This is a genomic window from Mesorhizobium sp. M1004 (assembly GCF_040318795.1).
Classification (GTDB): domain Bacteria; phylum Pseudomonadota; class Alphaproteobacteria; order Rhizobiales; family Rhizobiaceae; genus Mesorhizobium.
The window spans coordinates 74,723-94,590 of sequence record NZ_JAMYNB010000001.1 but is presented as its reverse complement, the minus strand read 5'-3'; the positions used below and the strand labels follow the sequence as shown (position 1 = coordinate 94,590).

Here is a 19,868-nt window from a genome sequence, read left to right as displayed (position 1 = left end):
TATCGGATCATCGGTCCGGGCGGCCTCGTTAAAGCCCTCCGCCAAACGCACCCGCGTCGATATACTGCCTAAAATAATCCAACATTGGCAATGACAAATCGCTTCCACGTAGGCCGTGGGGGGCTATAGGGTTTGGGTGGGCTCTGCCCGATGGGGCACGATTAGCAAAAGTGGTATTTCGGTTTTATGGCCGCGCGGACGTCGTTCGTTCTGGCGGAAGGCGATCGAGGTACCGGTACCGCTTCTGTTGGTTATGCGTCATGGCGGCATGGCTCGGCAATTTTCATCTCAGGAGGGTTTCAAGGTGAACATTATCCATCGGTTCAGGCCGCTTGCCGCTGCATCGCTGCTGGGCATCGCGGCCGCTTTCCCCGCTGTCGACGCGCTCTATGCAGCCGACGACGCCGTCAGGCCGGAAGCGGCGGTCTCGCCGATGCAGCGCGTTGCCGAAGCCCGGGACAAGGCCAAGGCCGAGAACCCCGACGGCGCCGACCGCGTCTATGGCGGCAAGGAAGCCGACAAAGGGGCCTATCCGTTCCAGGTGGCGCTGCTGACCAGCGCCCGGCTGGACCCCAGCCCGGCCTCGCAGCCGAACGCGCAATTCTGCGGCGGCAGCCTGATTGCTCCGCAATGGGTGCTGACGGCGGCGCACTGCCTCAACGACAAGGGCCGGCCGATTTCGCCCGACACGGTGACCGTGCTGACCGGCGCCACCGATCTTACCGAAGGCAAGCGCTACAAGGTGGTCGAGGTCATCGTCAACGAGGGCTACAGCGAACAGACGCTGGACAATGATCTCGGCCTGCTCCGGCTGGCGGAGCCCGCCGATGCGCCGGTCATCAAGATCACCAATGAGCCGACGCCAGACAGCGGCAAGACCACGGTCATCGGCTGGGGCAAGATGCAGGACGGCACCTTCCCGACCGCGCTGATGGTGGCCGATCTCGATCTCGAGCCGAGCGCTGCCTGCAACAGCGGCATCAAGTCGATCTATGCGCATGACCTAAAGGCGGCACTTGGCGATCTCTCCCACCGGATGCGTTATTCGGAAAAGGGCATCGATGCCGCCGCCAATGCGATCGCCGCCGATATGTCGGATCCGCTGACCAAGAACATGATCTGCGCCGGCACCGACAGCGGCGAACGCGACGCCTGCAACGGCGACAGCGGCGGTCCGCTGTTCATGACCGGCGCCAGCGGTCCGGTCCAGGTCGGCGTCGTCTCCTGGGGCGAAGGTCCGTCCGACGGCACCGCCGCTTGCGGCCACAAGAATGCCTATGGCATCTACACGCGATTGGCCAACTATACGGGTTGGATCGAAGCCAAGATGAAGACCCCGGCTCCGGCAGCCGCGGCGGCGCCCAAGGCCGGTCTCGGCACGGCCAAGAAGCCCTGAACGGGCCCGAAGCTTGATAAACGCAAAACGGCGGGATCTTTCCCGCCGTTTTGTTGTCCGGTGCCGGCTGTTCCGCTTACTTCCGCGGCGGGCCTTTGCGCTCGGCCGACGCCGCCCACAGATTGATGTCGGACTCGCGTGCGTAAGTGTCGATTTCGGCGAGCTCGGCATCGCTGAACTCGAGCACCTTGAGCGCGCCGACGCAGTCCTCGACCTGTTCGGGCCGGCTGGCGCCGATCAGCGCCGAGGTGACCCGGCCCTTGCGCAGCACCCAGGCTAGCGCCATCTGCGCCAGCGTCTGGCCACGCTTGCCGGCGATCGCGTTCAGCGCCTGGATGTTGGCGATGGTCTTTTCGTTGATGAAGGCGGGCCGCAGCGACTTGCCTTGGCTGGCGCGGCTGCCCTCGGGGATGCCGCCGAGATATTTGTCGGTCAGCATGCCTTGTGCCAGCGGCGAGAACACAATCGATCCGACACCGAGCCCTTCCAGCGTATCGAGCAGTCCGTCCTCTTCGACCCAGCGGTTGAGCATCGAATAGCTCGGCTGATGGATGATGCAGGGCGTACCGAGCTGCTTCAATATGTCGGCCGCCTCGCGCGTGCGCTGCGAATTGTAGGACGAGATGCCGGCATAGAGCGCCTTGCCGGAACGCACCGCATGGTCGAGCGCGCCCATCGTTTCCTCAAGCGGCGTATCCGGATCGAAGCGGTGCGAATAGAAGATGTCGACATAGTCGAGCCCCATCCGCTTCAGGCTCTGGTCGAGGCTCGCCAGCACATATTTGCGGCTGCCCCATTCGCCGTAAGGCCCTGCCCACATCTCATAGCCGGCCTTGGTCGAGATGATCAGCTCGTCGCGATAGCCGGCGAAGTCGGTGCGCAATATCTCGCCGAAGGCGATCTCGGCCGAGCCCGGCGGCGGGCCGTAATTGTTGGCGAGATCGAAATGGGTGATGCCGATATCGAAGGCCTTGCGCGCGATCGCCTGCTTGGTCTTGTGTGGCGTGTCGTTGCCGAAATTGTGCCACAGGCCGAGCGAGATCGCCGGCAGTTTCAGGCCGGATCGCCCGCACCTGTTGTAGAGCATTTTCTCATAGCGGTGTTCAGCCGGCTGCCAGCGCATGGGTACAGATCCTGGATTGTATGGGTGTCGGCGCGAGCGCGCCGACACCCTTCTACCTCATTTCTGCTTCGCCAACAGTTCTTTTGCGTCCTTGACGCCGAGTGCAGCCGGCCGCTCGCAGCTGGTCTGCATGGCGACGAACTTGCCGGTCTCGCCCGACCGCAACAGGCCGGTCATGACGTCGACGGCATGCAGCGCGAGCTCCATCGAGCAACGATGCGGCCGGCCCTCGGCGATCGCCAGCGCCATGTCGGCAAGGCCTGCGGTGCGGTAGTTGGCCATCATGCCCTGGCCGTGCATTTCGTTGGGCACGCCGAACGGATGCTGCCATTTCGGCAGTTTCTTCACCGGTTTTGCCGCCTTGGTTATGCGCACGTCGCCACCGAAGAAATTCGGATCCGGCACGAACACCGTGCCCGTCTCACCATAGAGTTCCATCGGCGCGTGACCATGCGCCCAGACGTCCCAGCTGGTGTTGAGCGTGATCACGGCGCCGTTCTCGAACTCCAGCAGGCCGTGGATCGTTGTCGGCGTGTTGACCGGGATTTTCTCGCCCGCGCGCGGTTTCGACGAGATCGTGCGCTCCTTGGCAGGCGTTGTCGCGAAGGCCGCCACCTGCTTCACCGGCCCGATCAGCTGGATCAGGTTGGTGATGTAGTAGGGCCCGATGTCGAGCACCGGCCCGGCGCCCGGCTGGAAGAAGAAATCGGGATTGGGGTGCCAGTGCTCCATGCCGTGGCCCATCACATGACAGGTGCCGCTGGTGATCTTGCCGAGCGCGCCGGTGTCGATGAGGTTGCGCACCAGCTGGTGCGCGCCGCCGAGGAAAGTGTCCGGAGCCGAACCGATGCGCAGCCCTTTCTTCTCGGCCCGGCTCTTGAGGTCGAGCCCTTCCTTGACCGACAGCACGAACGGCTTTTCCGAATAGACGTGCTTGCCGGCATCGAGGATCTGCTTCGACACCCCGTAGTGCACCGCCGGGATGGTGAGGTTGACGATGATGTCGATCTCGTCATCCTTGAGCAGTTCTTCGACGGTCTCGGCGCGCAGCTTGAACTCCTTCGCCCGTGCCTTTGCCGCGTCCATGTTGATGTCGGCGCAGGCGCGCATCTCGATGCCGCGAAACAGAGGCGCCAGCGAGAAATACGCTTTCGAGATGTTGCCGCAGCCGATGACGCCGATACCCAGTTTCTTTGCCATGATGATTGTTCCTAGTAAGCCTTGACGGATGCGAGCGAGCGGCTGGCGAAGCGCTCGATGTCGTTGGGGTTGTCCTGTTCCATGACGTAATATTTGGCCGCGCTCTTCGCCCGAAGTGTCTTGATCAGGCCGGCCCAGTCGATGGTGCCGTGGCCGACATCCGCCCAGCCGTCCTCGTCAAGGCCTTCGCCTGACTTGGCCATGTCCTTGACATGGACGGCGCTGATGCGCTTGCCGTGCTTTTCGATCCACGGCAGCGGATCAACGCCGCCGCGGATTACCCAGGCGACGTCCATCTCCCAGCCGATGTCGGGCGCAGCCGACAGGATGTGATCCTGCGGCACCGAGCCGTCGGCGAGTGTCTTGAACTCGAAATCATGGTTGTGCCAGGCAAAGCCGTAGCCGGCTTTTTTTGCGGTCTCGCCGACCTTGGCCAGACGCTCGCCAAAGCCGCGCCAGCCGGCAGCGTCGGCCGGCCGCTGCTCGGCCAGCAGATAGGGACAGATGACGAGCGTGATGCCGAGTGCGTCGGCTGTTTTGCGTACGCCGTCGAAATCATTCTCCAGCGCATCGATCGAGAAATGTCCGGTCGGCATCGAAAGCCCGTTCTTGTCGAGTTCGGCGCGGAACGCCTTGGGGTCGTCATAGACGCCGCCGAAACCTTCGACTTCCTTGTAGCCGAGCTTACCAAGCATTTTCAGGATGCCGTCCCACGGCTGGAAATTGCGGGCGCTGTAGAGTTGGAATGACCAGTTCATCGTCTCTGTCCGTTTCTTGGGTGGTTAAGGCTTGGGGATGTTTTCGGGGGATCGTTTTCGCGAGATCGTTTTAGGGGGATCGTTCTTGGGAGGATGGTTTGCGGATGATTCTAGAGGGTCACAGGCGATTGCCGGTCGCAGCGTCGAACAGCGAGGCGCGCGCCGGATCGAAACCGAACTGGATCGGATCGCCGCTGCGCAGCGTCCGTTCCGCCTCGACGCGGAAGGAGAGGTTGCGGCCGGCAAGCTTCGTCCACACCAGCGTGTCGGAACCCATCGGCTCCACGATCTCGACCGAACCGCCGGCGGAAAACGGCATCGACTTCGCCGCGTCACCGAAAGCGATATGTTCAGGCCGGATGCCCAGCACGCAAGCGCCGGCCGGGCGCTCCGTGCCGTCAAAGGTATAGCGATCGAGCGGCACCGAAACACCGTCGGTCCTGAACACTGGAGCAGCATTGGCCTCCAGCTCCCCTTCGAGGAAATTCATCGCCGGCGAGCCGAGGAAGCCGGCGACAAACCGGTTGACCGGCCGGTTATAGATCGTCTGCGGCGCGTCAAGCTGCTGGATGACGCCGCCGCGCATGACCGCGATACGGTCGGCCAGCGTCATCGCCTCGATCTGGTCGTGGGTGACGTAGATCATGGTGTTCTGCAGCTTGCGATGCAGAAGCTTGATTTCGACGCGCAGTTCCGAGCGCAGCTTGGCGTCGAGATTGGATAGTGGCTCGTCGAACAGGAAGACGTCGACGTCGCGCACCAGCGCCCGCCCGATCGCCACGCGCTGGCGTTGGCCGCCGGACAAGGCCGCGGGCTTGCGCTGCAAAAGCGGCTCGATCTGCAGGATCTCGGCGGCGCGGGCGATGCGCTTGGCGATCTCGTCCCTGGGCACGCCGGCAACGCGCAGGCCGAACGACAGGTTCTTCTCCACCGTCATTTGCGGATAAAGCGCATAGGACTGGAACACCATGCCGATGCCGCGATCCTTGGGCTCTTCCCAGGTGACGTTCTTGCCCTTGATGAAGATGCGGCCTTCGGAAATATCGAGCAGCCCGGCGATGCAGTTGAGCAAGGTCGACTTGCCGCAGCCCGAGGGACCGAGCAGCACGATGAACTCGCCCTCTGCGACCTCGAGATTGAGGGTCTGCAGCACCGATACAGAGCCGAAGTTCAGGGACAGGTCCTGGATCGAAACGCTGGTGCCGTTGGCTGCCGTCATCGCCATCACCCTTTCACCGCACCGGCGGCGATGCCGCGCACGAAAAGCTTGCCGGAAATGAAGTAGACGATGAGTGGCACAAGGCCGGTCAGGATGGTGGCGGCCATGTTGACGTTGTACTCCTTCACGCCTTGCACCGAATTGACGATGTTGTTGAGCTGCACCGTCATCGGATAGGTGTCGGGACGGGTGTAGACGACGCCGAACAGGAAGTCGTTCCAGATGCCGGTCACCTGCAGGATGATGGCGACGACGAAGATCGGCAGCGACATCGGCGCCATGATCCGCAGGAAGATGCCCCAGAAGCCGGCGCCGTCGACCCGTGCCGCCCTGAACAGCTCTTCCGGCATCGAGGCAAAATAGTTGCGGAACAAAAGCGTGAGGATCGGCATGCCGAAGATGGAATGGACGATCACCAGGCCGCTGAGGCTGCCGTAGAGGCCGATCTCGCGCAGGATGATGACGATCGGATAGATCATCACCTGATAGGGGATGAAGGCGCCGACGATCAGGATGACGAAGAATGTGTCGGCGCCCTTGAAGCGCCAGTTGGCGAGCGCATAGCCGTTCACCGAGGCGATCGCGATCGACAGCAGCACCGACGGCACGGTGATGCGCACCGAATTCCAGAAGCCGCGCGAAAGCCCGTCGCAATTGAGGCCGGTGCAGGCGGTCGCCCACGCCTTCACCCACGGTTCGAACGTGATTTCGAGCGGCGGCGAGAAGATATTGCCCATCCGTATCTCGGGCATGCCCTTGAGCGAGGTTACGACCATCACGTAGAGCGGCAGCAGATAGTAGACCGCCACCACGATCAGCGTGCCATAGAGGAAGATATTGCCGCGCGAGAAGACATGCCGCGGCTTCGGCCCGCGCGGCCCGGAGGCTTCGCGCTCGGCGGCACCCGCGCTGGCGGGCAAAGGGACGGCCGGGTCAGCCACGCTTCCTGCCTCCAAATTCAAGGTAGGCCCACGGCACGACGACGATCACCACCGAGAGCAGCATCATGGTCGAGGCGGCAAAGCCCTGGCCAAGATTCTGTGCGAAGAACATGTAGTCATAGACATATTTGGCCGGCACTTCGGAGGCGATTCCGGGGCCGCCGCTGGTCTGGGCGACAACGAGGTCGTAGACCTTGACGATGCCCGACGCGATGATGACCAGCGTGGTGATGAAAACCGGCCGCATCATCGGGATGACGATGAACAGATAGGTCTTCCACATCGGGATCCCGTCTACCCGCGCCGCCTTCCAGATGTCCTCGTCGATGCCGCGCAGGCCGGCCAGCATCAAGCACATGATGAGCCCGGTGCCTTGCCACAGCGCCGCAATCGAAATGCCGTAGATGACGATGCTGGAATTGTATAGCGGGTCGAAGTTGAAGCTCGTCCAGCCGAGGTCCCGCACCACATGCTGGATGCCGAAATCCGGATTGAGCAGCCACTGCCAGACCAGGCCGGTGACGATGAAGGAAAGCGCGAACGGATAGAGGAAGATGGTGCGGAACGTGTCCTCGAAACGGATCTTCTGGTCGAGAAGCGCTGCAAGCAGGAAGCCGATGACCAGTGAGAACACCAGCGAGATCGCGCCGTAGATCAAAAGGTTCTCGATCGAGATCAGCCAGCGCGGCGTCACCCACAGCCGGTAATACTGATCGAGCCCGGCGAAATTCAGCCGTGGCAGCAGCTTCGAATTGGTGAAGGAATAGAACACCGTCCAGACGGTGCCGCCGACGAAAACCACCGACGCGGTGAGGATCATCGGGATCGAGGCGACCTTCGCATTGAGGTTGCGGAACAGCGGGTTGGGGCGTTCGCTCTTGCTCATCTCGTCAGCCGGCTGGGTAAGGGCGGTGCTATCCCGGCCCTGCTTTCGCAAGACCGGGAGCGAGGTGTATTGCCTCCAACGTCAGTCTGCCGAAGCGATGAGGTCGGCGAAGCGTTTCTGCGCGTCTTCGATGGTCAGGTCCGGCTTGGCGAAGAATTCGGCGAAGAGATCTTCCTTCTGCTTCTGGGTGTCCTGCGAAAGCAGTTGGTCAGTCCACGGGATGACGGCGCCCTTGGCGAGGATCGCCAGACCCTTCTTCATGCAGTCGTTCGCCGCATTGAGATCGACGTCACCGCGCACCGGCAGCGAGCCCTTCTTGAGATTGAAGGCGACCTGAGTCTTAGGGTCGAGCAGCGTCTCTGCCAACACCTCCTGCGCCTTGGACTTGTCGGCATCCTTGAGCAGCGGGAAATAGAAGGCGTCGCCGCCGGTGGCGATCACTTCGTTCAGACCGAGGCCCGGCAGGCAGGCATAGTCCTTGCCGGCGACCTTGCCGGCAACCTGGAACTCGCCTTGCGCCCAGTCACCCATGATCTGGCCACCGGCCTTGCCGGTGATGACGAGATTGGTTGCCTGGTTCCAGTCCTGCACATTGGTGTTCTTCGCCATCTTGCGGGCATCGTCGGCGGCCTTGAAGACCTTGGCGATCTCGGGCCCGGCGGCGAACTTGGCATCCTTGTCCTTGTAGACCTTAAGGAACGCGTCGGTGCCGCCGACCGCCGCCAGCAGCACGTCGAAGGCGCCGGAAGATTGCCAGGCCTGTCCGCCGACAGCGAGCGGGATGATGCCCGCCTTTTCCAGGGCGGGCGCTGCCGCCACGAATTCATTCCAGTCCTTCGGCAGCGGCACGCCGGCCTTCTCGAAGGCTTCGTTCGACAGCCACAACCACTGCCAGGAGTGGATATTGACCGGCACGCAATAGATCTTGCCGTCGATGGTGCAGCTGTCGAGCAGGCTCTTCGGCCGCACGATTTCCGTCCACTTGCCCTTGGTGGCGACATCGGTGAGGTCGCGCATCAGGCCGGCCTGCACCAGTTCTTCGGCCTGCCGGCCGTGATTGAACTGGGTGGCGCCCATCGGATCGCCGCCGGTGATGCGGCTGATCATGATCGGCCGTGCCGTGCCGCCGGATCCGGCAATGGCGCCGTCGACCCAGTGATTGCCGGTCGCGTCAAAAGCCTTCGCGAATTCCGCAACCGCCGCCGCCTCGCCGCCCGACGTCCACCAATGGGTCACTTCCAGGTCGGTGGCGGCCGCCGGGCCGGCAAGCTGAAGCGCGGCCGTCGCGGCAAGGGCAGCGGTCAAAAGTCTATAGCGCATTTCGGTTCCTCCCAGAATCTGAAACGTTACAGATTTTCGATACGGCAATTATGCGGAGCGTGCAACCCCTGAGATAAACGCGCTCGAATGTTTTTTCGAGGCGCGAACAAATTCGTTGCGTGCAAACCGGCAAACTCCGCGCAAAACCGGGTGCTGCGCTGCAAAATCATGCTGCAGCGCAAGAAAACCGTCTCGAACCTGATTCTCGCGCAACGTTTCTGGCCGCCAAAACCCTGCCAAAACCATGGCTTGAGAGACCCACGCGCTGCGATGTTGGAAATCTGTAACGTTTCAGTATATTGAGGTCTGACGGCGAAGAACCGTGCCACATCGTCATCGAAGCGATTGTCGGCTGGTCCGGCGGCTGCTATGCGCCTGACGGGGCGGGACGAATGGACAGGGACCAGACGGAGAAGGACGACGAGGCGTCGGCGCATGAGCGGCCGACGCTGAAAACGCTTGCCTTCATGACCGGGCTCGGCGTCACCACCGTCTCGCGCGCGCTCAAGGATGCACCCGAGATCGGCGCCGAGACCAGGCGGCGGGTTCAACTCGTCGCCAGGCAGATCGGCTACCGGCCGAACCGCGCCGGCGTGCGCCTGCGGACTGGCAAGACCAATGTTATCAGCCTCGTGCTCAATACCGAGCGCGAGATCATGAGCTTTGTCTCGGACATCATCTACGGCGTCTCGGAGGTCATTGCCGACACACCCTATCACCTGATCGTCACGCCCTACTCGCGCTCGCAGGATCCGCTGGACCCGGTAAAGTATCTGGTCGAGTCCGGCTCGGCCGATGGCGTCATCATCTCACGCACGCAGCCCAACGATCCGCGCGCCCGCTACATGCTGGAGCGTGGCATTCCCTTTGCCACGCATGGCCGCACCGATATGGGGCTTGTCCACCCCTATCACGACTTCGACAATTACGCCTTCGCCGCCGAAGCGGTGCGCCATCTGGCCAGCGTCGGCCGGCGCCGGCTGGCGCTGGTAGCGCCGCCGGTCGGGCTCACCTATTACGACCACACGGTCAATGGCTTTGCCGACGCACTGAGCGAGGTCGACGCCAGCGAAGTGCCGTTCAACGCTGTTTCGATCGACCAGTCGATCGATCAGATCAGGACGCGGACCGCGCAGTTGATGCGCCGCGACGTCAGGCCGGACGGTTTCGTCAGCAGCGCCGCCGCAGCAACGCTGGCCATCGTCGCCGGCATCGAGGATGCCGGCCTGAAACTCGGCCGCGACGTCGATGTCGTGTCCAAGCAATCGTCGGAACTGCTGCATCTGTTCCGCCGGGAGTTGCTGATCGTCAACGAAGACTTCCGCCTCGCCGGCACCGAGCTTGCCCGCGCCGTGCTGGGCTGGATAGGCGGCGCGGCACCTGGCTCTTTGCAGACTGTGGTCAAGCCAGGCGACGTCGTCGCGTATCAGGGCTGACTGGCACGACCTGAGAGGCCGCCTCACCTGACCCTAGCCGGCAGCACCGCTGCCCCATGGGCCATGGAAAGCCCCCTGCTCGCCGATGCGCTCGAAGCCATGCGCGCCGAAGAAATCGCGCTGCGCCTGGATCAGGTTCGAGGTGCCGCGGCCCTGGCGGTAGCTGTCGAAATAGGCAAGTGCCGACGCCAGTGCAGGCACCGGCGAGCCTGCTTCTGATGCCTTGGCAACGGTGCGCCTAAGCGACGGATGCGCCTCCTGCATCATGGTGGTGAAAGCCGGCGCCATCAAAAGGTTGGTGGACGCGCCGCCCGAGCCGAAGGCTTCCGCCATGGTGTCGAGCATCTGCGAGCGGATAATACAGCCGGCACGCCAGATCTTGGCGATGGTCGGCATCGGCAAGTTCCAGTTGAACTCCTTCGAGGCGGCGCTCATCACCGCGAAACCTTGTGCATAGGCGGCGATCTTGCCGGCGAGCAGCGCCAGCTCCAGGTCTTTCAGAAGTGCCGCCTTGTCGCCGGAGATCTTGGTGACGCCGATATTGCCATAGGCTTTTTCGGCCGCCTGCCGCTCATCCTTGATCGAGGACAGCACGCGGGCCGCCACCGCCGCCTCGATGGCCGTCGCCGGAATGCCGAGCTGCTGCGCCTCGATGACAGACCATTTGCCGGTGCCCTTCTGGCCGGCACGGTCGAGGATGATGTCGACCACCGGCTTGCCGGTCTTTGCATCGTCGGCGGCCAGCACCTTGGCGGTGATCTCGATCAGATACGAATCGAGCCGGCCCTTGTTCCAGTCCTCGAAGACCTTGCCGATCTCCTTCGGCCCCATGCCGAGACCGTCACGCAGGATGCCGTAGATCTCGGCGATCATCTGCATGTCGGCATATTCGATGCCGTTGTGGATGGTTTTCACGAAATGCCCGGCGCCGTCTGTGCCAAGCCAGGCAGCGCACGGTTCATCCTTGAACTTGGCCGAGATCGCGGTCAGCACGCGTTCGACGCGCTTCCAGGAGTCTTCGGTGCCGCCGACCATGATCGACGGCCCGTGGCGCGCGCCTTCCTCGCCGCCCGATACGCCCATGCCGATGAAGGTGAGACCCGAGCCCGACAGTTCCGAAAAGCGCCGCATCGTATCGCGGAAGTTGGCGTTGCCGGCATCGATGACGATATCGTTGTCAGACAACACGCCGCGCAGCGCTTCGATCTGTTCGTCGACCGGCTTGCCGGCCAGCACCATGATGATGATCGGGCGCGGCGGCTTGATCGCAGCTGCCAGTTCCTCCAGGCTGTAGCAGGGCACCACCATGTCCCTGAGCGAACCGGCGCCTTCGAGGAAGGCATCGGTGCGCGCCTTGGTGCGGTTGAAGACGGCGATGCGGTGCCCGTGCTCGGCAATGTTGAGCGCGAGGTTGGAGCCCATTGTGCCAAGGCCGATCAGGCCGATTTCGGCTTTTTCCATCGTTTCTTCCCTGCTTTCGGATTTTGTTGAGGCCGCGTTTTTCGGGATGCCCATTTTTCGGCGAGATGATTGACGGGCCTTTCGCGCCACGTCAACCGCCTCGCCGAATTGTGTTGCGTCGGCGTTGTGTCAAACCGAGTCAGGAAGGGTCAGTTGGTGACCAGGCGACGCCTTGCCGATCGAACATATGGCGATAGGTTGGACATATGGCAGTCAAACGGATGGACAATGTCGGAATCGTCGTCGATGACCTCGACGAGACGATTGCTTTCTTTCGCGAGCTCGGCCTCGAACTGGAAGGGCGGGCGACGATCGAAGGCGAGTGGGCCGGACGTGTCACCGGGCTCGGCGATCAGCACGTCGAGATTGCCATGATGCGCACACCGGATGGCCATAGCCGGCTCGAGCTCTCCCGCTTCCTCACGCCGACGGTCGTCGCCGATCACCGCAACGCCCCGGTCAATGCCCTGGGCTACCTGCGCGTCATGTTTACCGTGGACGACATCGACGACACGCTTGAAAGGCTCCGCAAGCGTGGCGCGCAGCTGGCCGGTGAAGTCGTCCGTTACCAGGACGTGTATCGGCTCTGCTACATCCGCGGGCCGGAAGGGCATCTCATCGGGTTAGCCCAGGAACTCGGCTGAGCGCCCTTCGCAGGCGGGCTGAATATCACTCGGCGCGGATATCGATCGGCGCTTCGATCTTTACCACTTCGAAATCCGAAACCAGAATATTGAGCCGCGCCGTCCAGCGGCCAGGAATCGGAATGACGAGATTATCGACGCGCCAGGTGCCGTCGCCTGGCTTGGTCGCCGGACGCTTGATCGGCTCGATCCCCGAATCGGGCTTGGACAGCACCAGCGTCACTTCCTTGGCGTCGAGCGGGCCGAAATCGCCATCCATGATGACGATGGAGGCGGTGACCTCCCCGGTATGGCCGGGCGTGATGTCGATGTCGGCCATCGCCTTCATAGTGTGGATATGGGTCGACGTCGGTTGTGCCGCGGCGATTGCCAGGGCCCGTGGCGGCGGCGTGAAGCGCCAGCCGGCGGCAACGCCGAAGATCAGGAGCACGATCAGCATTTCGACTGAGATCGAGCGGCTAAGCCGTCGCCGCACTTCCGTCGCTCCGGCCTCGGCCAAGGCGGTGAGCCGCCATCGATTGACCGCCGCCAGCGTGAACAGAAACACCAGCAGCGCCAGCTTGATCAGCAGCAGCCGGCCATAGGCGGTGTTGACCAGTGCCGCCGGTGTCTGCACCTGGATGATGGCGAGCACCACACCGGCGGCGGCAAGCACTACCACCACGGGCATGATCGCGCGCGAAAACCGCCGCAGGAACGCCCCGGCTTCCACCGATTGGCTGCTCAACGCCAGGCCGAGCGGCAGCAATGCTCCAGCCCAGAAAGCGATGCCGGCGCCATGCAGGAACACCATAGGCCGCGTCAGCCATTGCGGTTCGGCTGCACTGGCATGGCCGCTGGCGGCAAGGGCTGCACCCACACCGGCCAGCCCGGCGAGCGCCAACGGCCTGGCGCCAGCACGCGATCCGACCAACGACAGCAGGCCAAGCCCGAGCGCCGCCAGCGAAATCAGCACCGTCCAGCCGAAGCTGGTGCCAAGCGCCGTCCGCCAGACCACCGGTTGCGCCAGCCGGGCGAGTGGCGCGCCCAGCGCGTCCAGCCCCTGGAACCCGAGCGACAGGGGTGCTGCGACCAGCCCGCACAGGATGGCGGCAATGACGAAGCGCTGGCCTGAGCGCTGGCCTTGCGCCAGCCATGTCAGCGCGAAGGCGCCGCCAATGCCGAGGAAAAGCCCGATGTAGAGAAGAACCTTGCCGGTCCAGATCGCTGACCGCAAATCTATATCGACAGCTTCCCCCACCGCCGGCGCCGCACTTGGCGCGCCAACGGAAAACAGCACCGAGCCGCCGACCGGATGGCCATCGGCGGAAATCACCCGCCAGCTCAAGACATGGGTGCCCGGCCCGAGCTTTTGTGGATTGTCGATCTCAACCGTTTGGTCGCTCAACCGAAACGAGGTCAAAGCGACAGGCGTACCGTCGGGCCGCACCAAGGTCAGCACCAGCGGCGACACAGGCTCGCTGAAGGTCAGCGAAAATTGCGTCGGCGCTCGCTCCAGAACCGCGCCGTCGGCAGGCTCGGCCTTGATCAGCGCCGCATGGGCAAAGGCCTGGTTTGGCGTGGCAAGGACGGCAAGCAGCAGGATCGCGGCCAGCAGGCCGAAGCACCTGCCGGCTGTCCGTTCTATCCGCTGAAAACAGGCCACGTTCATGCCATCCACCAAAACAGCGGCGCGCCGCTTCGAAGCAGCGCGCCGCCAATGCATCATTTCTTGGGCAGCAGGTTGAGGCCGGGCGCCGGATCTTCCAGCGCATCCTCATCCTGACCAGCCGCCGGAATCTCTATCCAACGCGTGGTGGCGCCATCGCATTCCTGCACCACCGGAAAATAGAGTTTTTGCCCGGCCGGCAGATCGGCGGCCAACGTGCCGCGGAAGACGAACTCGTCATAAAATTCATCCGGCAGGCTGCCGCCGCTCCAGTCGACTTCCTTGACGCCCGAGGTCACCGCCTCGCCATAGAGCTGGTAGGATTTCTCGTACTTGCCTTTCTTGACCTGCAGCGTCCAGCCCGGCTTCGGCATCGGCTTCACTCCGATCACCCCTTCCGGGATCTGCACGCGCACGGCAATCGTCGCCTTGCCGTCGCAGCCATGCGGCACCCGCAGCACGGCCTTGTAGGTCGAACCGACCGGCGCTTCCTGGGTTTCGAGCGTGATATGGCCGAAGGCAGCGCTTGTCCCCAGGACAAGGAATGCAGCGGCCGGCAAAAGATACTTGTTCATGATGGTCCCTCTCGAAAAATCGGTGGCAAATTGATTGGTCAGTCGTTGTCTTCGAGGGGTGGCGCGCTGCCTATGGCTTGCACGGCAAACTCGACGGTCACGGTTCCGGCCTTCTCGAAAGTCAGCGTGGCGGCAAACATCTGGCCTTCTTTAGGCGGCTGCTTCAAATCCATGAACATCACGTGGTAGGCGCCAGGACCCAGCGTGATCTTGCCGCCCGCCGGAATGTCCAGGGCGCCACTGACCGGGCGCATGGTCATGACGCCATCCTTCACCCCCATTTCATGCAGTTCGGCCTTCCCCGAAATGTCGGAGGAAATCGACAGCAGCCGGTCTGGTGCGCTGCCCTTGTTGACGATGGTGAAATAGCCGCCGGCAACCTTGGCGCCGGCTGGCGTGGCACGGGACCAGGGATGCTCGATCTCGATGTCACCGGCCTTGAACTCATGCGCAAGGACGGAATGGGCGCCGACGAACAACAGTGCAAAGGCAAAGAGGGCGCTGCCGAGACGCTGCTCGATAGTGGTGAAGATAGGGGTGCTGCGGCGCAACGCGCCGGCATGACGAAAACGGGACATGGGTAGGCTCCATGAATATGAGGTCGCGCCTTTGTCCGGCTGCGAACGAGTTTATCATTGGATGATTATCGCCTGCGCAGGTTACGCAAAGCGAGCGGCGGTTTTCAGCCCGCAAGCGGCGGCGCGCGCGGATTGGCCGGAGAGCGCTCGCGCGTGACGTCGGGATGCCTGACTGCCGGCGGGGCAAAAGCGACTGTTTCCAAGTACTGGCTGACCGGCGCCAGGCCGACGCCTGCCGGCGGCGCATAGGCGACGGAGGCCATGCTGCAGCCGAGCATGCAGCACGCCGGCATATGCTGCTGGTGCGGATCGCCGCCGGGAAGCTTGACCGCTCCCTCATGGCTGCAGATGACATTGCCGAAAGCGTCGAGTTGCGAGGCATCCGGCGCAATGCCGAAGGCAAACACGCCGAGCGTCGACTGGAGCAGCAGCACACAGGCCGCGACAAAGGCGGCCGTCATGCTCCATCTCTTACGCCGGAAGTCCAAAGACCTGCCTCTTCACGCAGCAACGCGTGGATATCTAGCACGCGGCATGTCGGCGGAAAATCGCCAAATCATCGCTGCGGCAACGCGGCGCGTTCGATCCATGTCGCACAAAAGTGCGCAGCGGTTTGGGATAACGCATGAGGCAGAGATAGAGATCTTGTGCGCATAACGTCCCTTCGGACGTCGCGCTCAGGAAGCCGGGCGGCCGCCGATTTCCGGGATCGACGTCAACAGCGTGTGGCGTGCCGACTTCAGATGCTTGCGGCAGGCGGCGTCGACCTTGCCGAGATCGCGCGATTTCAGCGCCGCGATGTAGGCGAGATGCTCGCCAACCGCGACTTCGTTGCGCTCGCGCTCCTGCGCCTTGTTCCACTGGTAGTGGTAGTGAAAGATCATGGCGATGACGTCGTAGAAATCGACGATGAAGCGGTTGTGCGACGCCCGGTGGATCAGCCGGTGGAAGCGCTCGTCTAGCTCCGAGAATTCGTTGAAGCGGATGGCGATTTCGCTGGCCAGAAGCCGGTGCTCGTCTTCCAGCCGGTCGAGATCCGCCCAGACCGGACTATCCCCAGGCAAGGCGGCAAAGGCCGCCGCCGAGCGTATCTCGAACATTTCGCGGATTTCAGTGAGTTCGAGCGCAAAGGCACGGGTAAATCCTTTCAGCACCCAGTGGCTGTTGCGCCGCTTCTCGATCAGGCCGAAGCGGGAGAAGCGGATCAGGAACTCGCGCACGCTGGTGGTGCCGACGCCGATCTCGCGCGCCAGTTCGAGCTCGTTGATCTGCATGCCGGCCTCTGCACCGCCGGCCAGCAACCTGCGCATAAACGACCGCTCGATGATCTGGGCCAGTGTGTCTGTCTCCTCCTCGGGGAAGAAATCATCCGGCTTCGGCGTCCTGAGCACTGTCTTGCTGCGTTTGTTCCACGCGATCAGCCCGGTCTCTTCCATGCGCGCCAGAATGGTGCGCACGGTGGTACGGCTGACGCCAAGCAAAGTGCCCAGCTCCGGCTCTGACGGCAGGCTCTGCGTCTCATCGAGCAGCCGCAGACCCCTATTGTAAGCGTCCTTGTAGACGTTGTTGCTCTTCGACATCCCTGCCCCGTTGCGCGCCAGCGCTTGCTGTGGCTGGCTTGAAGCGCGATATCATATGTCCTGGCGCTCACCCGGCTAAGCAAAACGCTCTGCGTGTCAGACGCCGCTCCCCACAAGCCAAGCGTCCATCGGACGCATGGTCTCCTCCTGAAAAAACAATTGACGCACAAATGTTTTTTCACGATAAAAGACATTATATGTAAACAGACGCGTGTCAATCCGCGCATCCCCAGGAACAGACCCAGGAAACTGCCCGTGAACGCTTCGAACAGCATTCTTCTGTCCCCCGCCGACAATGTCGCGGTCGCCAATGGCCGCATCGAGATCGGCACCCCTCTGCCCGGCGGCGCCGTCGCCACGGCCTTGATCGAGCCCGGCCACAAGGTGGCGATCAAGCCTATCGCCGCCGGCGAGGCGGTGGTCAAGTATGCCCAGGCCATCGGCCGCGCCACCCAGGACATCGCGCCCGGCGACCACGTCCATTCGCACAACCTGGTCTTCGAGTCCGGCCGTCTGCCGGTCGTGCCGCCGAGCGAAGCGGAGCATGCCACCGAAGCTGACCGCGCCCGGACATTCATGGGCTATCGTCGCGCCGATGGCCGTGCCGGCACGCGCAACTTCATCGGCATCATCGCCAGCGTCAATTGCTCGGCCACCGTCTGCCACGCCATTGCCGACGAGGCCAACCGCGTGCTGTTGCCGAAATATCCGGGGATCGACGGCTTCGTCCCGATCGTCCATGGCCAGGGCTGCGGCATGAGCGGCACCGGCGACGGCATGATGGTGCTACACCGCACGCTCGCCGGTTACACCCGCCATCCGAATTTCGGCGGCGCGTTGATGGTCGGCCTCGGCTGCGAGGTCAACCAGCTCACCCTTTACGGCCAGAAGGGTGCGGCGGCGGGAAAACGCCATTTCAACATCCAGGACGCCGGCGGTTCGCGCAAATCGGTCGCAAAGGCGATGGGCGTGCTCGCCGAAATCGCCGAGGAAGTCGGCCAGTATCAGCGCGAGCCGATCCCGGTCTCGGAGATCGTCGTCGGCCTGCAATGCGGCGGTTCCGACGGCATGTCGGGCATCACCGCCAATCCCGCGCTGGGAGCGGCGGTCGACATCCTGGCCGGCGTCGGCGGCATCGGCATCCTGTCGGAGACGACGGAGATCTATGGCGCCGAACATCTGCTCGCCTATCGCGCGGCAACGCCGGAGATCGCCAAGAAGCTCGACGGTTTCGTCAAATGGTGGGAGGACCATGTCGCCAAGCACGGCGCCTCGATCGACAACAACCCCTCGCCCGGCAACAAGCGCGGTGGCCTGACCACCATCCTGGAAAAGTCGCTGGGCGCCGTGGCCAAAGGCGGCCAGACTCCGCTCAACGGCGTCTTCGGTTATGCCGAAAAGGTCACCGGCAGTGGCCTGGTGTTCATGGACACGCCCGGTTACGACCCGGTCTCGGCGACCGGTCAGGTGGCGGGCGGCGCCAACATCATCGTCTTCACCACCGGCCGCGGCTCCTGCTTCGGCTGCCGGCCCACGCCGTCGATCAAGGTCGCCACCAACTCGACCATGTACCACCAGATGGAAGAGGACATGGACGTCAATTGCGGCGTCATCGCTTCGGGTGAGAAGACCATCGCCGGCATGGGCCGGGAACTCTTCGAACTCATCGTCGAGACGGCATCGGGCCGCAAGACCAAGAGCGAGGCGTTCGGCTACGGCGACAACGAGTTCGTGCCGTGGCACCTCGGCGCGACGCTCTAACCACCGACGAAAAAAAACGGGCTGCAACGACGGCTCACAAGGGGAGGCTTTGGATGGACAAACGCCGCATCGGCACGACTGCGCTCGAGGTAACCGAGATAAGCTTCGGCGGGGCGGCGATCGGCGGGCTCTACCGGGCCTGTCCGCGCGAAGCGGCGATGGAGACGCTGCAGACAGCCTGGGATGCCGGCCTGCGCTATTTCGACACCGCGCCCTTCTATGGCTTCGGCCTGTCGGAGCGGCGGACCGGCGACTTCCTGCGCTACAAGCCGCGGGATTCCTATGTGCTGTCGACCAAGGTCGGCCGCCTGTTCCGCCCGGTGCCGGAAGACCAGGTTCCCGATCATTCCTATGTCGACCCGCTGCCTTTCGCGCTCGACTACGACTACTCCTATGACGGCATCATGCGCTCGGTCGAGTTCTCCTATGCGCGGCTCGGGCTGAACCGGATAGACATCCTGTTTGTGCACGACATCGGCACCTACACACATGGCGTCGAGAAGACGAAGCTGCACTTTCGCCAGCTGATGGACGGCGGCTTGAAGGCGCTGGACGAGCTTAAAACGTCGGGTGTAATTTCCGCCTATGGGCTCGGCGTCAACGAGGTGCAGATCTGCCTCGACGTGCTGCGCGAAGCACCGCTCGACTGCATCCTGCTGGCCAGCCGCTATTCGCTGCTCGACCGCTCGGCTGAAGCCGAGTTGCTGCCGCTGTGTCGTGAGCGACAGACTTCGCTGATCATCGGCGGCGTCTTCAACTCCGGCATCCTGGCGACCGGACCGGTGCACGGTGCGCATTTCGACTATCTGCCGGCGACGCAGGACATACTCGAGCGTGTCGGCGCGATGGAGAAAATCGCTGATGAGGGCGGATATCCGCTGGCGGCGGCTGCATTGCAGTTTCCGCTGCAGGAGCCTGTCGTGGCCAGCGTGCTGACCGGAACGGCCAAGCCTGCCAACCTGACGCGCAACCTCGACCTGTTCGACGTCCAGGTGCCGCAAGCGGAATTCGCCCGCTACGCTCCCTACACCATCGTGCAGGAGCTCGGCTGACGAAACGCCACAATCACGGTTCTCAAGAAGGAATGAATATTCCATATTGACTCGACGGTGGAATTAATATTCCATGATGATCAAGGAGGATCGGGAGCGTCTGGACGTGGCACTGAGGATCGGCAGGGAGGTTTCCCCGCCAAGCCATGCGCAGGCCGATATGAAACACCGCTTGCGTCGGCCGGACCGATGCACTATCAAAAAGCGGCAACTGTTTTTTATTGATAAAGTTCTGTTTGGGCCGCGCCTATCCAAATGGAGCTTCCGTAACCTTCACCGGGCGATCTAGG

Annotated in this window: 19 protein-coding genes; 6 read left to right on the top strand and 13 right to left on the bottom strand. The window is 63.0% G+C overall.

From position 1 onward, the window contains the following. The first annotated feature begins 304 nt into the window (after positions 1-304). On the top strand, positions 305-1,396 hold the full coding sequence (locus NKH54_RS00425; protein WP_353027527.1) for a S1 family serine peptidase: 1,092 nt from the start codon (positions 305-307) through the stop codon (positions 1,394-1,396). Positions 1,397-1,472: 76 nt separating this feature from the next. On the opposite strand, the gene mgrA is transcribed toward NKH54_RS00425, so the two are convergent. The 7 genes from mgrA to NKH54_RS00390 form a co-directional block, all read right to left on the bottom strand. Beyond that, positions 1,473-2,519, bottom strand: coding sequence for an L-glyceraldehyde 3-phosphate reductase (mgrA, locus tag NKH54_RS00420; RefSeq protein ID WP_353027526.1), 1,047 nt, complete (start codon positions 2,517-2,519; stop codon positions 1,473-1,475). Positions 2,520-2,576: 57 nt separating this feature from the next. After that, a complete protein-coding gene (locus NKH54_RS00415; RefSeq protein ID WP_023683032.1) occupies positions 2,577-3,719 on the bottom strand; it encodes a Gfo/Idh/MocA family protein in 1,143 nt (380 codons plus the stop codon). Positions 3,720-3,730: 11 nt separating this feature from the next. Next, positions 3,731-4,477, bottom strand: coding sequence for a sugar phosphate isomerase/epimerase family protein (locus NKH54_RS00410; RefSeq protein WP_023691997.1), 747 nt, complete (start codon positions 4,475-4,477; stop codon positions 3,731-3,733). Between the two features lie 118 nt (positions 4,478-4,595). After that, entirely contained in the window at positions 4,596-5,696 is a 1,101-nt protein-coding gene (locus NKH54_RS00405) for an ABC transporter ATP-binding protein (RefSeq protein WP_023704231.1), read from the bottom strand. 5 nt (positions 5,697-5,701) lie between these two features. Continuing rightward, on the bottom strand, positions 5,702-6,637 hold the full coding sequence (locus NKH54_RS00400; protein WP_353027525.1) for a carbohydrate ABC transporter permease: 936 nt from the start codon (positions 6,635-6,637) through the stop codon (positions 5,702-5,704). Continuing rightward, entirely contained in the window at positions 6,630-7,523 is an 894-nt protein-coding gene (locus tag NKH54_RS00395; RefSeq protein WP_023704232.1) for a carbohydrate ABC transporter permease, read from the bottom strand. The genes NKH54_RS00400 and NKH54_RS00395 overlap by 8 nt, the downstream gene beginning before the upstream one ends. A gap of 81 nt (positions 7,524-7,604) precedes the next feature. Beyond that, positions 7,605-8,843: an ABC transporter substrate-binding protein gene (locus NKH54_RS00390; RefSeq protein ID WP_023683028.1), complete on the bottom strand. Its 1,239-nt coding sequence runs from the start codon at positions 8,841-8,843 to the stop codon at positions 7,605-7,607. Between the two features lie 392 nt (positions 8,844-9,235). Here NKH54_RS00390 and NKH54_RS00385 point away from each other — a divergent pair, with 392 nt between their 5' ends. Next, positions 9,236-10,279 (top strand): LacI family transcriptional regulator, encoded by a 1,044-nt coding sequence (locus NKH54_RS00385; protein WP_023683027.1) that lies wholly within the window; start codon positions 9,236-9,238, stop codon positions 10,277-10,279. Between the two features lie 33 nt (positions 10,280-10,312). Here NKH54_RS00385 and gnd read toward each other — a convergent pair whose 3' ends face one another. Further along, positions 10,313-11,740 (bottom strand): NADP-dependent phosphogluconate dehydrogenase, encoded by a 1,428-nt coding sequence (gene gnd / locus NKH54_RS00380; RefSeq protein WP_352711739.1) that lies wholly within the window; start codon positions 11,738-11,740, stop codon positions 10,313-10,315. 206 nt (positions 11,741-11,946) lie between these two features. Here gnd and NKH54_RS00375 point away from each other — a divergent pair, with 206 nt between their 5' ends. Then, positions 11,947-12,384 (top strand): VOC family protein, encoded by a 438-nt coding sequence (locus NKH54_RS00375; protein WP_023692002.1) that lies wholly within the window; start codon positions 11,947-11,949, stop codon positions 12,382-12,384. 25 nt (positions 12,385-12,409) lie between these two features. On the opposite strand, the gene NKH54_RS00370 is transcribed toward NKH54_RS00375, so the two are convergent. The 5 genes from NKH54_RS00370 to NKH54_RS00350 all read right to left on the bottom strand — a co-directional run bounded on the left by NKH54_RS00370 (position 12,410) and on the right by NKH54_RS00350 (position 16,765). Next, positions 12,410-14,035 (bottom strand): copper resistance CopC/CopD family protein, encoded by a 1,626-nt coding sequence (locus NKH54_RS00370; protein WP_352711741.1) that lies wholly within the window; start codon positions 14,033-14,035, stop codon positions 12,410-12,412. 53 nt (positions 14,036-14,088) lie between these two features. Then, positions 14,089-14,607, bottom strand: a complete 519-nt coding sequence (locus NKH54_RS00365; protein ID WP_023669809.1) for a YcnI family copper-binding membrane protein — start codon at positions 14,605-14,607, stop codon at positions 14,089-14,091. Between the two features lie 38 nt (positions 14,608-14,645). Beyond that, entirely contained in the window at positions 14,646-15,185 is a 540-nt protein-coding gene (locus NKH54_RS00360) for a copper chaperone PCu(A)C (RefSeq protein ID WP_023824644.1), read from the bottom strand. Positions 15,186-15,289: 104 nt separating this feature from the next. Continuing rightward, entirely contained in the window at positions 15,290-15,646 is a 357-nt protein-coding gene (locus NKH54_RS00355) for a DUF2946 family protein (protein ID WP_023728562.1), read from the bottom strand. Between the two features lie 216 nt (positions 15,647-15,862). Then, a complete protein-coding gene (locus NKH54_RS00350) occupies positions 15,863-16,765 on the bottom strand; it encodes a GntR family transcriptional regulator (RefSeq protein ID WP_023700141.1) in 903 nt (300 codons plus the stop codon). 255 nt (positions 16,766-17,020) lie between these two features. Between NKH54_RS00350 and NKH54_RS00345 the strand changes: the two genes are divergently transcribed. From NKH54_RS00345 to NKH54_RS00335, 3 genes are all read left to right on the top strand, one after another. Continuing rightward, positions 17,021-18,526, top strand: coding sequence for a UxaA family hydrolase (locus NKH54_RS00345; protein ID WP_023728563.1), 1,506 nt, complete (start codon positions 17,021-17,023; stop codon positions 18,524-18,526). A gap of 53 nt (positions 18,527-18,579) precedes the next feature. Further along, positions 18,580-19,578, top strand: a complete 999-nt coding sequence (locus NKH54_RS00340; protein ID WP_023735134.1) for an aldo/keto reductase — start codon at positions 18,580-18,582, stop codon at positions 19,576-19,578. 73 nt (positions 19,579-19,651) lie between these two features. Next, positions 19,652-19,867 (top strand): hypothetical protein, encoded by a 216-nt coding sequence (locus tag NKH54_RS00335; RefSeq protein WP_023669815.1) that lies wholly within the window; start codon positions 19,652-19,654, stop codon positions 19,865-19,867. The last annotated feature ends 1 nt before the right edge of the window (position 19,868 follow it).

Coding starts and splice junctions, on each gene's coding strand:
- mgrA (WP_353027526.1), bottom strand. CDS start 2,519: ATGCGCTGGCAGCCGGCTGAACACCGCTATGAGAAAATGCTCTACAAC.
- NKH54_RS00415 (WP_023683032.1), bottom strand. CDS start 3,719: ATGGCAAAGAAACTGGGTATCGGCGTCATCGGCTGCGGCAACATCTCG.
- NKH54_RS00410 (WP_023691997.1), bottom strand. CDS start 4,477: ATGAACTGGTCATTCCAACTCTACAGCGCCCGCAATTTCCAGCCGTGG.
- NKH54_RS00405 (WP_023704231.1), bottom strand. CDS start 5,696: ATGACGGCAGCCAACGGCACCAGCGTTTCGATCCAGGACCTGTCCCTG.
- NKH54_RS00395 (WP_023704232.1), bottom strand. CDS start 7,523: ATGAGCAAGAGCGAACGCCCCAACCCGCTGTTCCGCAACCTCAATGCG.
- NKH54_RS00390 (WP_023683028.1), bottom strand. CDS start 8,843: ATGCGCTATAGACTTTTGACCGCTGCCCTTGCCGCGACGGCCGCGCTT.
- NKH54_RS00385 (WP_023683027.1), top strand. CDS start 9,236: ATGGACAGGGACCAGACGGAGAAGGACGACGAGGCGTCGGCGCATGAG.
- gnd (WP_352711739.1), bottom strand. CDS start 11,740: ATGGAAAAAGCCGAAATCGGCCTGATCGGCCTTGGCACAATGGGCTCC.
- NKH54_RS00375 (WP_023692002.1), top strand. CDS start 11,947: ATGGCAGTCAAACGGATGGACAATGTCGGAATCGTCGTCGATGACCTC.
- NKH54_RS00370 (WP_352711741.1), bottom strand. CDS start 14,035: ATGAACGTGGCCTGTTTTCAGCGGATAGAACGGACAGCCGGCAGGTGC.
- NKH54_RS00365 (WP_023669809.1), bottom strand. CDS start 14,607: ATGAACAAGTATCTTTTGCCGGCCGCTGCATTCCTTGTCCTGGGGACA.
- NKH54_RS00360 (WP_023824644.1), bottom strand. CDS start 15,185: ATGTCCCGTTTTCGTCATGCCGGCGCGTTGCGCCGCAGCACCCCTATC.
- NKH54_RS00355 (WP_023728562.1), bottom strand. CDS start 15,646: ATGACGGCCGCCTTTGTCGCGGCCTGTGTGCTGCTGCTCCAGTCGACG.
- NKH54_RS00350 (WP_023700141.1), bottom strand. CDS start 16,765: ATGTCGAAGAGCAACAACGTCTACAAGGACGCTTACAATAGGGGTCTG.
- NKH54_RS00340 (WP_023735134.1), top strand. CDS start 18,580: ATGGACAAACGCCGCATCGGCACGACTGCGCTCGAGGTAACCGAGATA.
- NKH54_RS00335 (WP_023669815.1), top strand. CDS start 19,652: ATGATGATCAAGGAGGATCGGGAGCGTCTGGACGTGGCACTGAGGATC.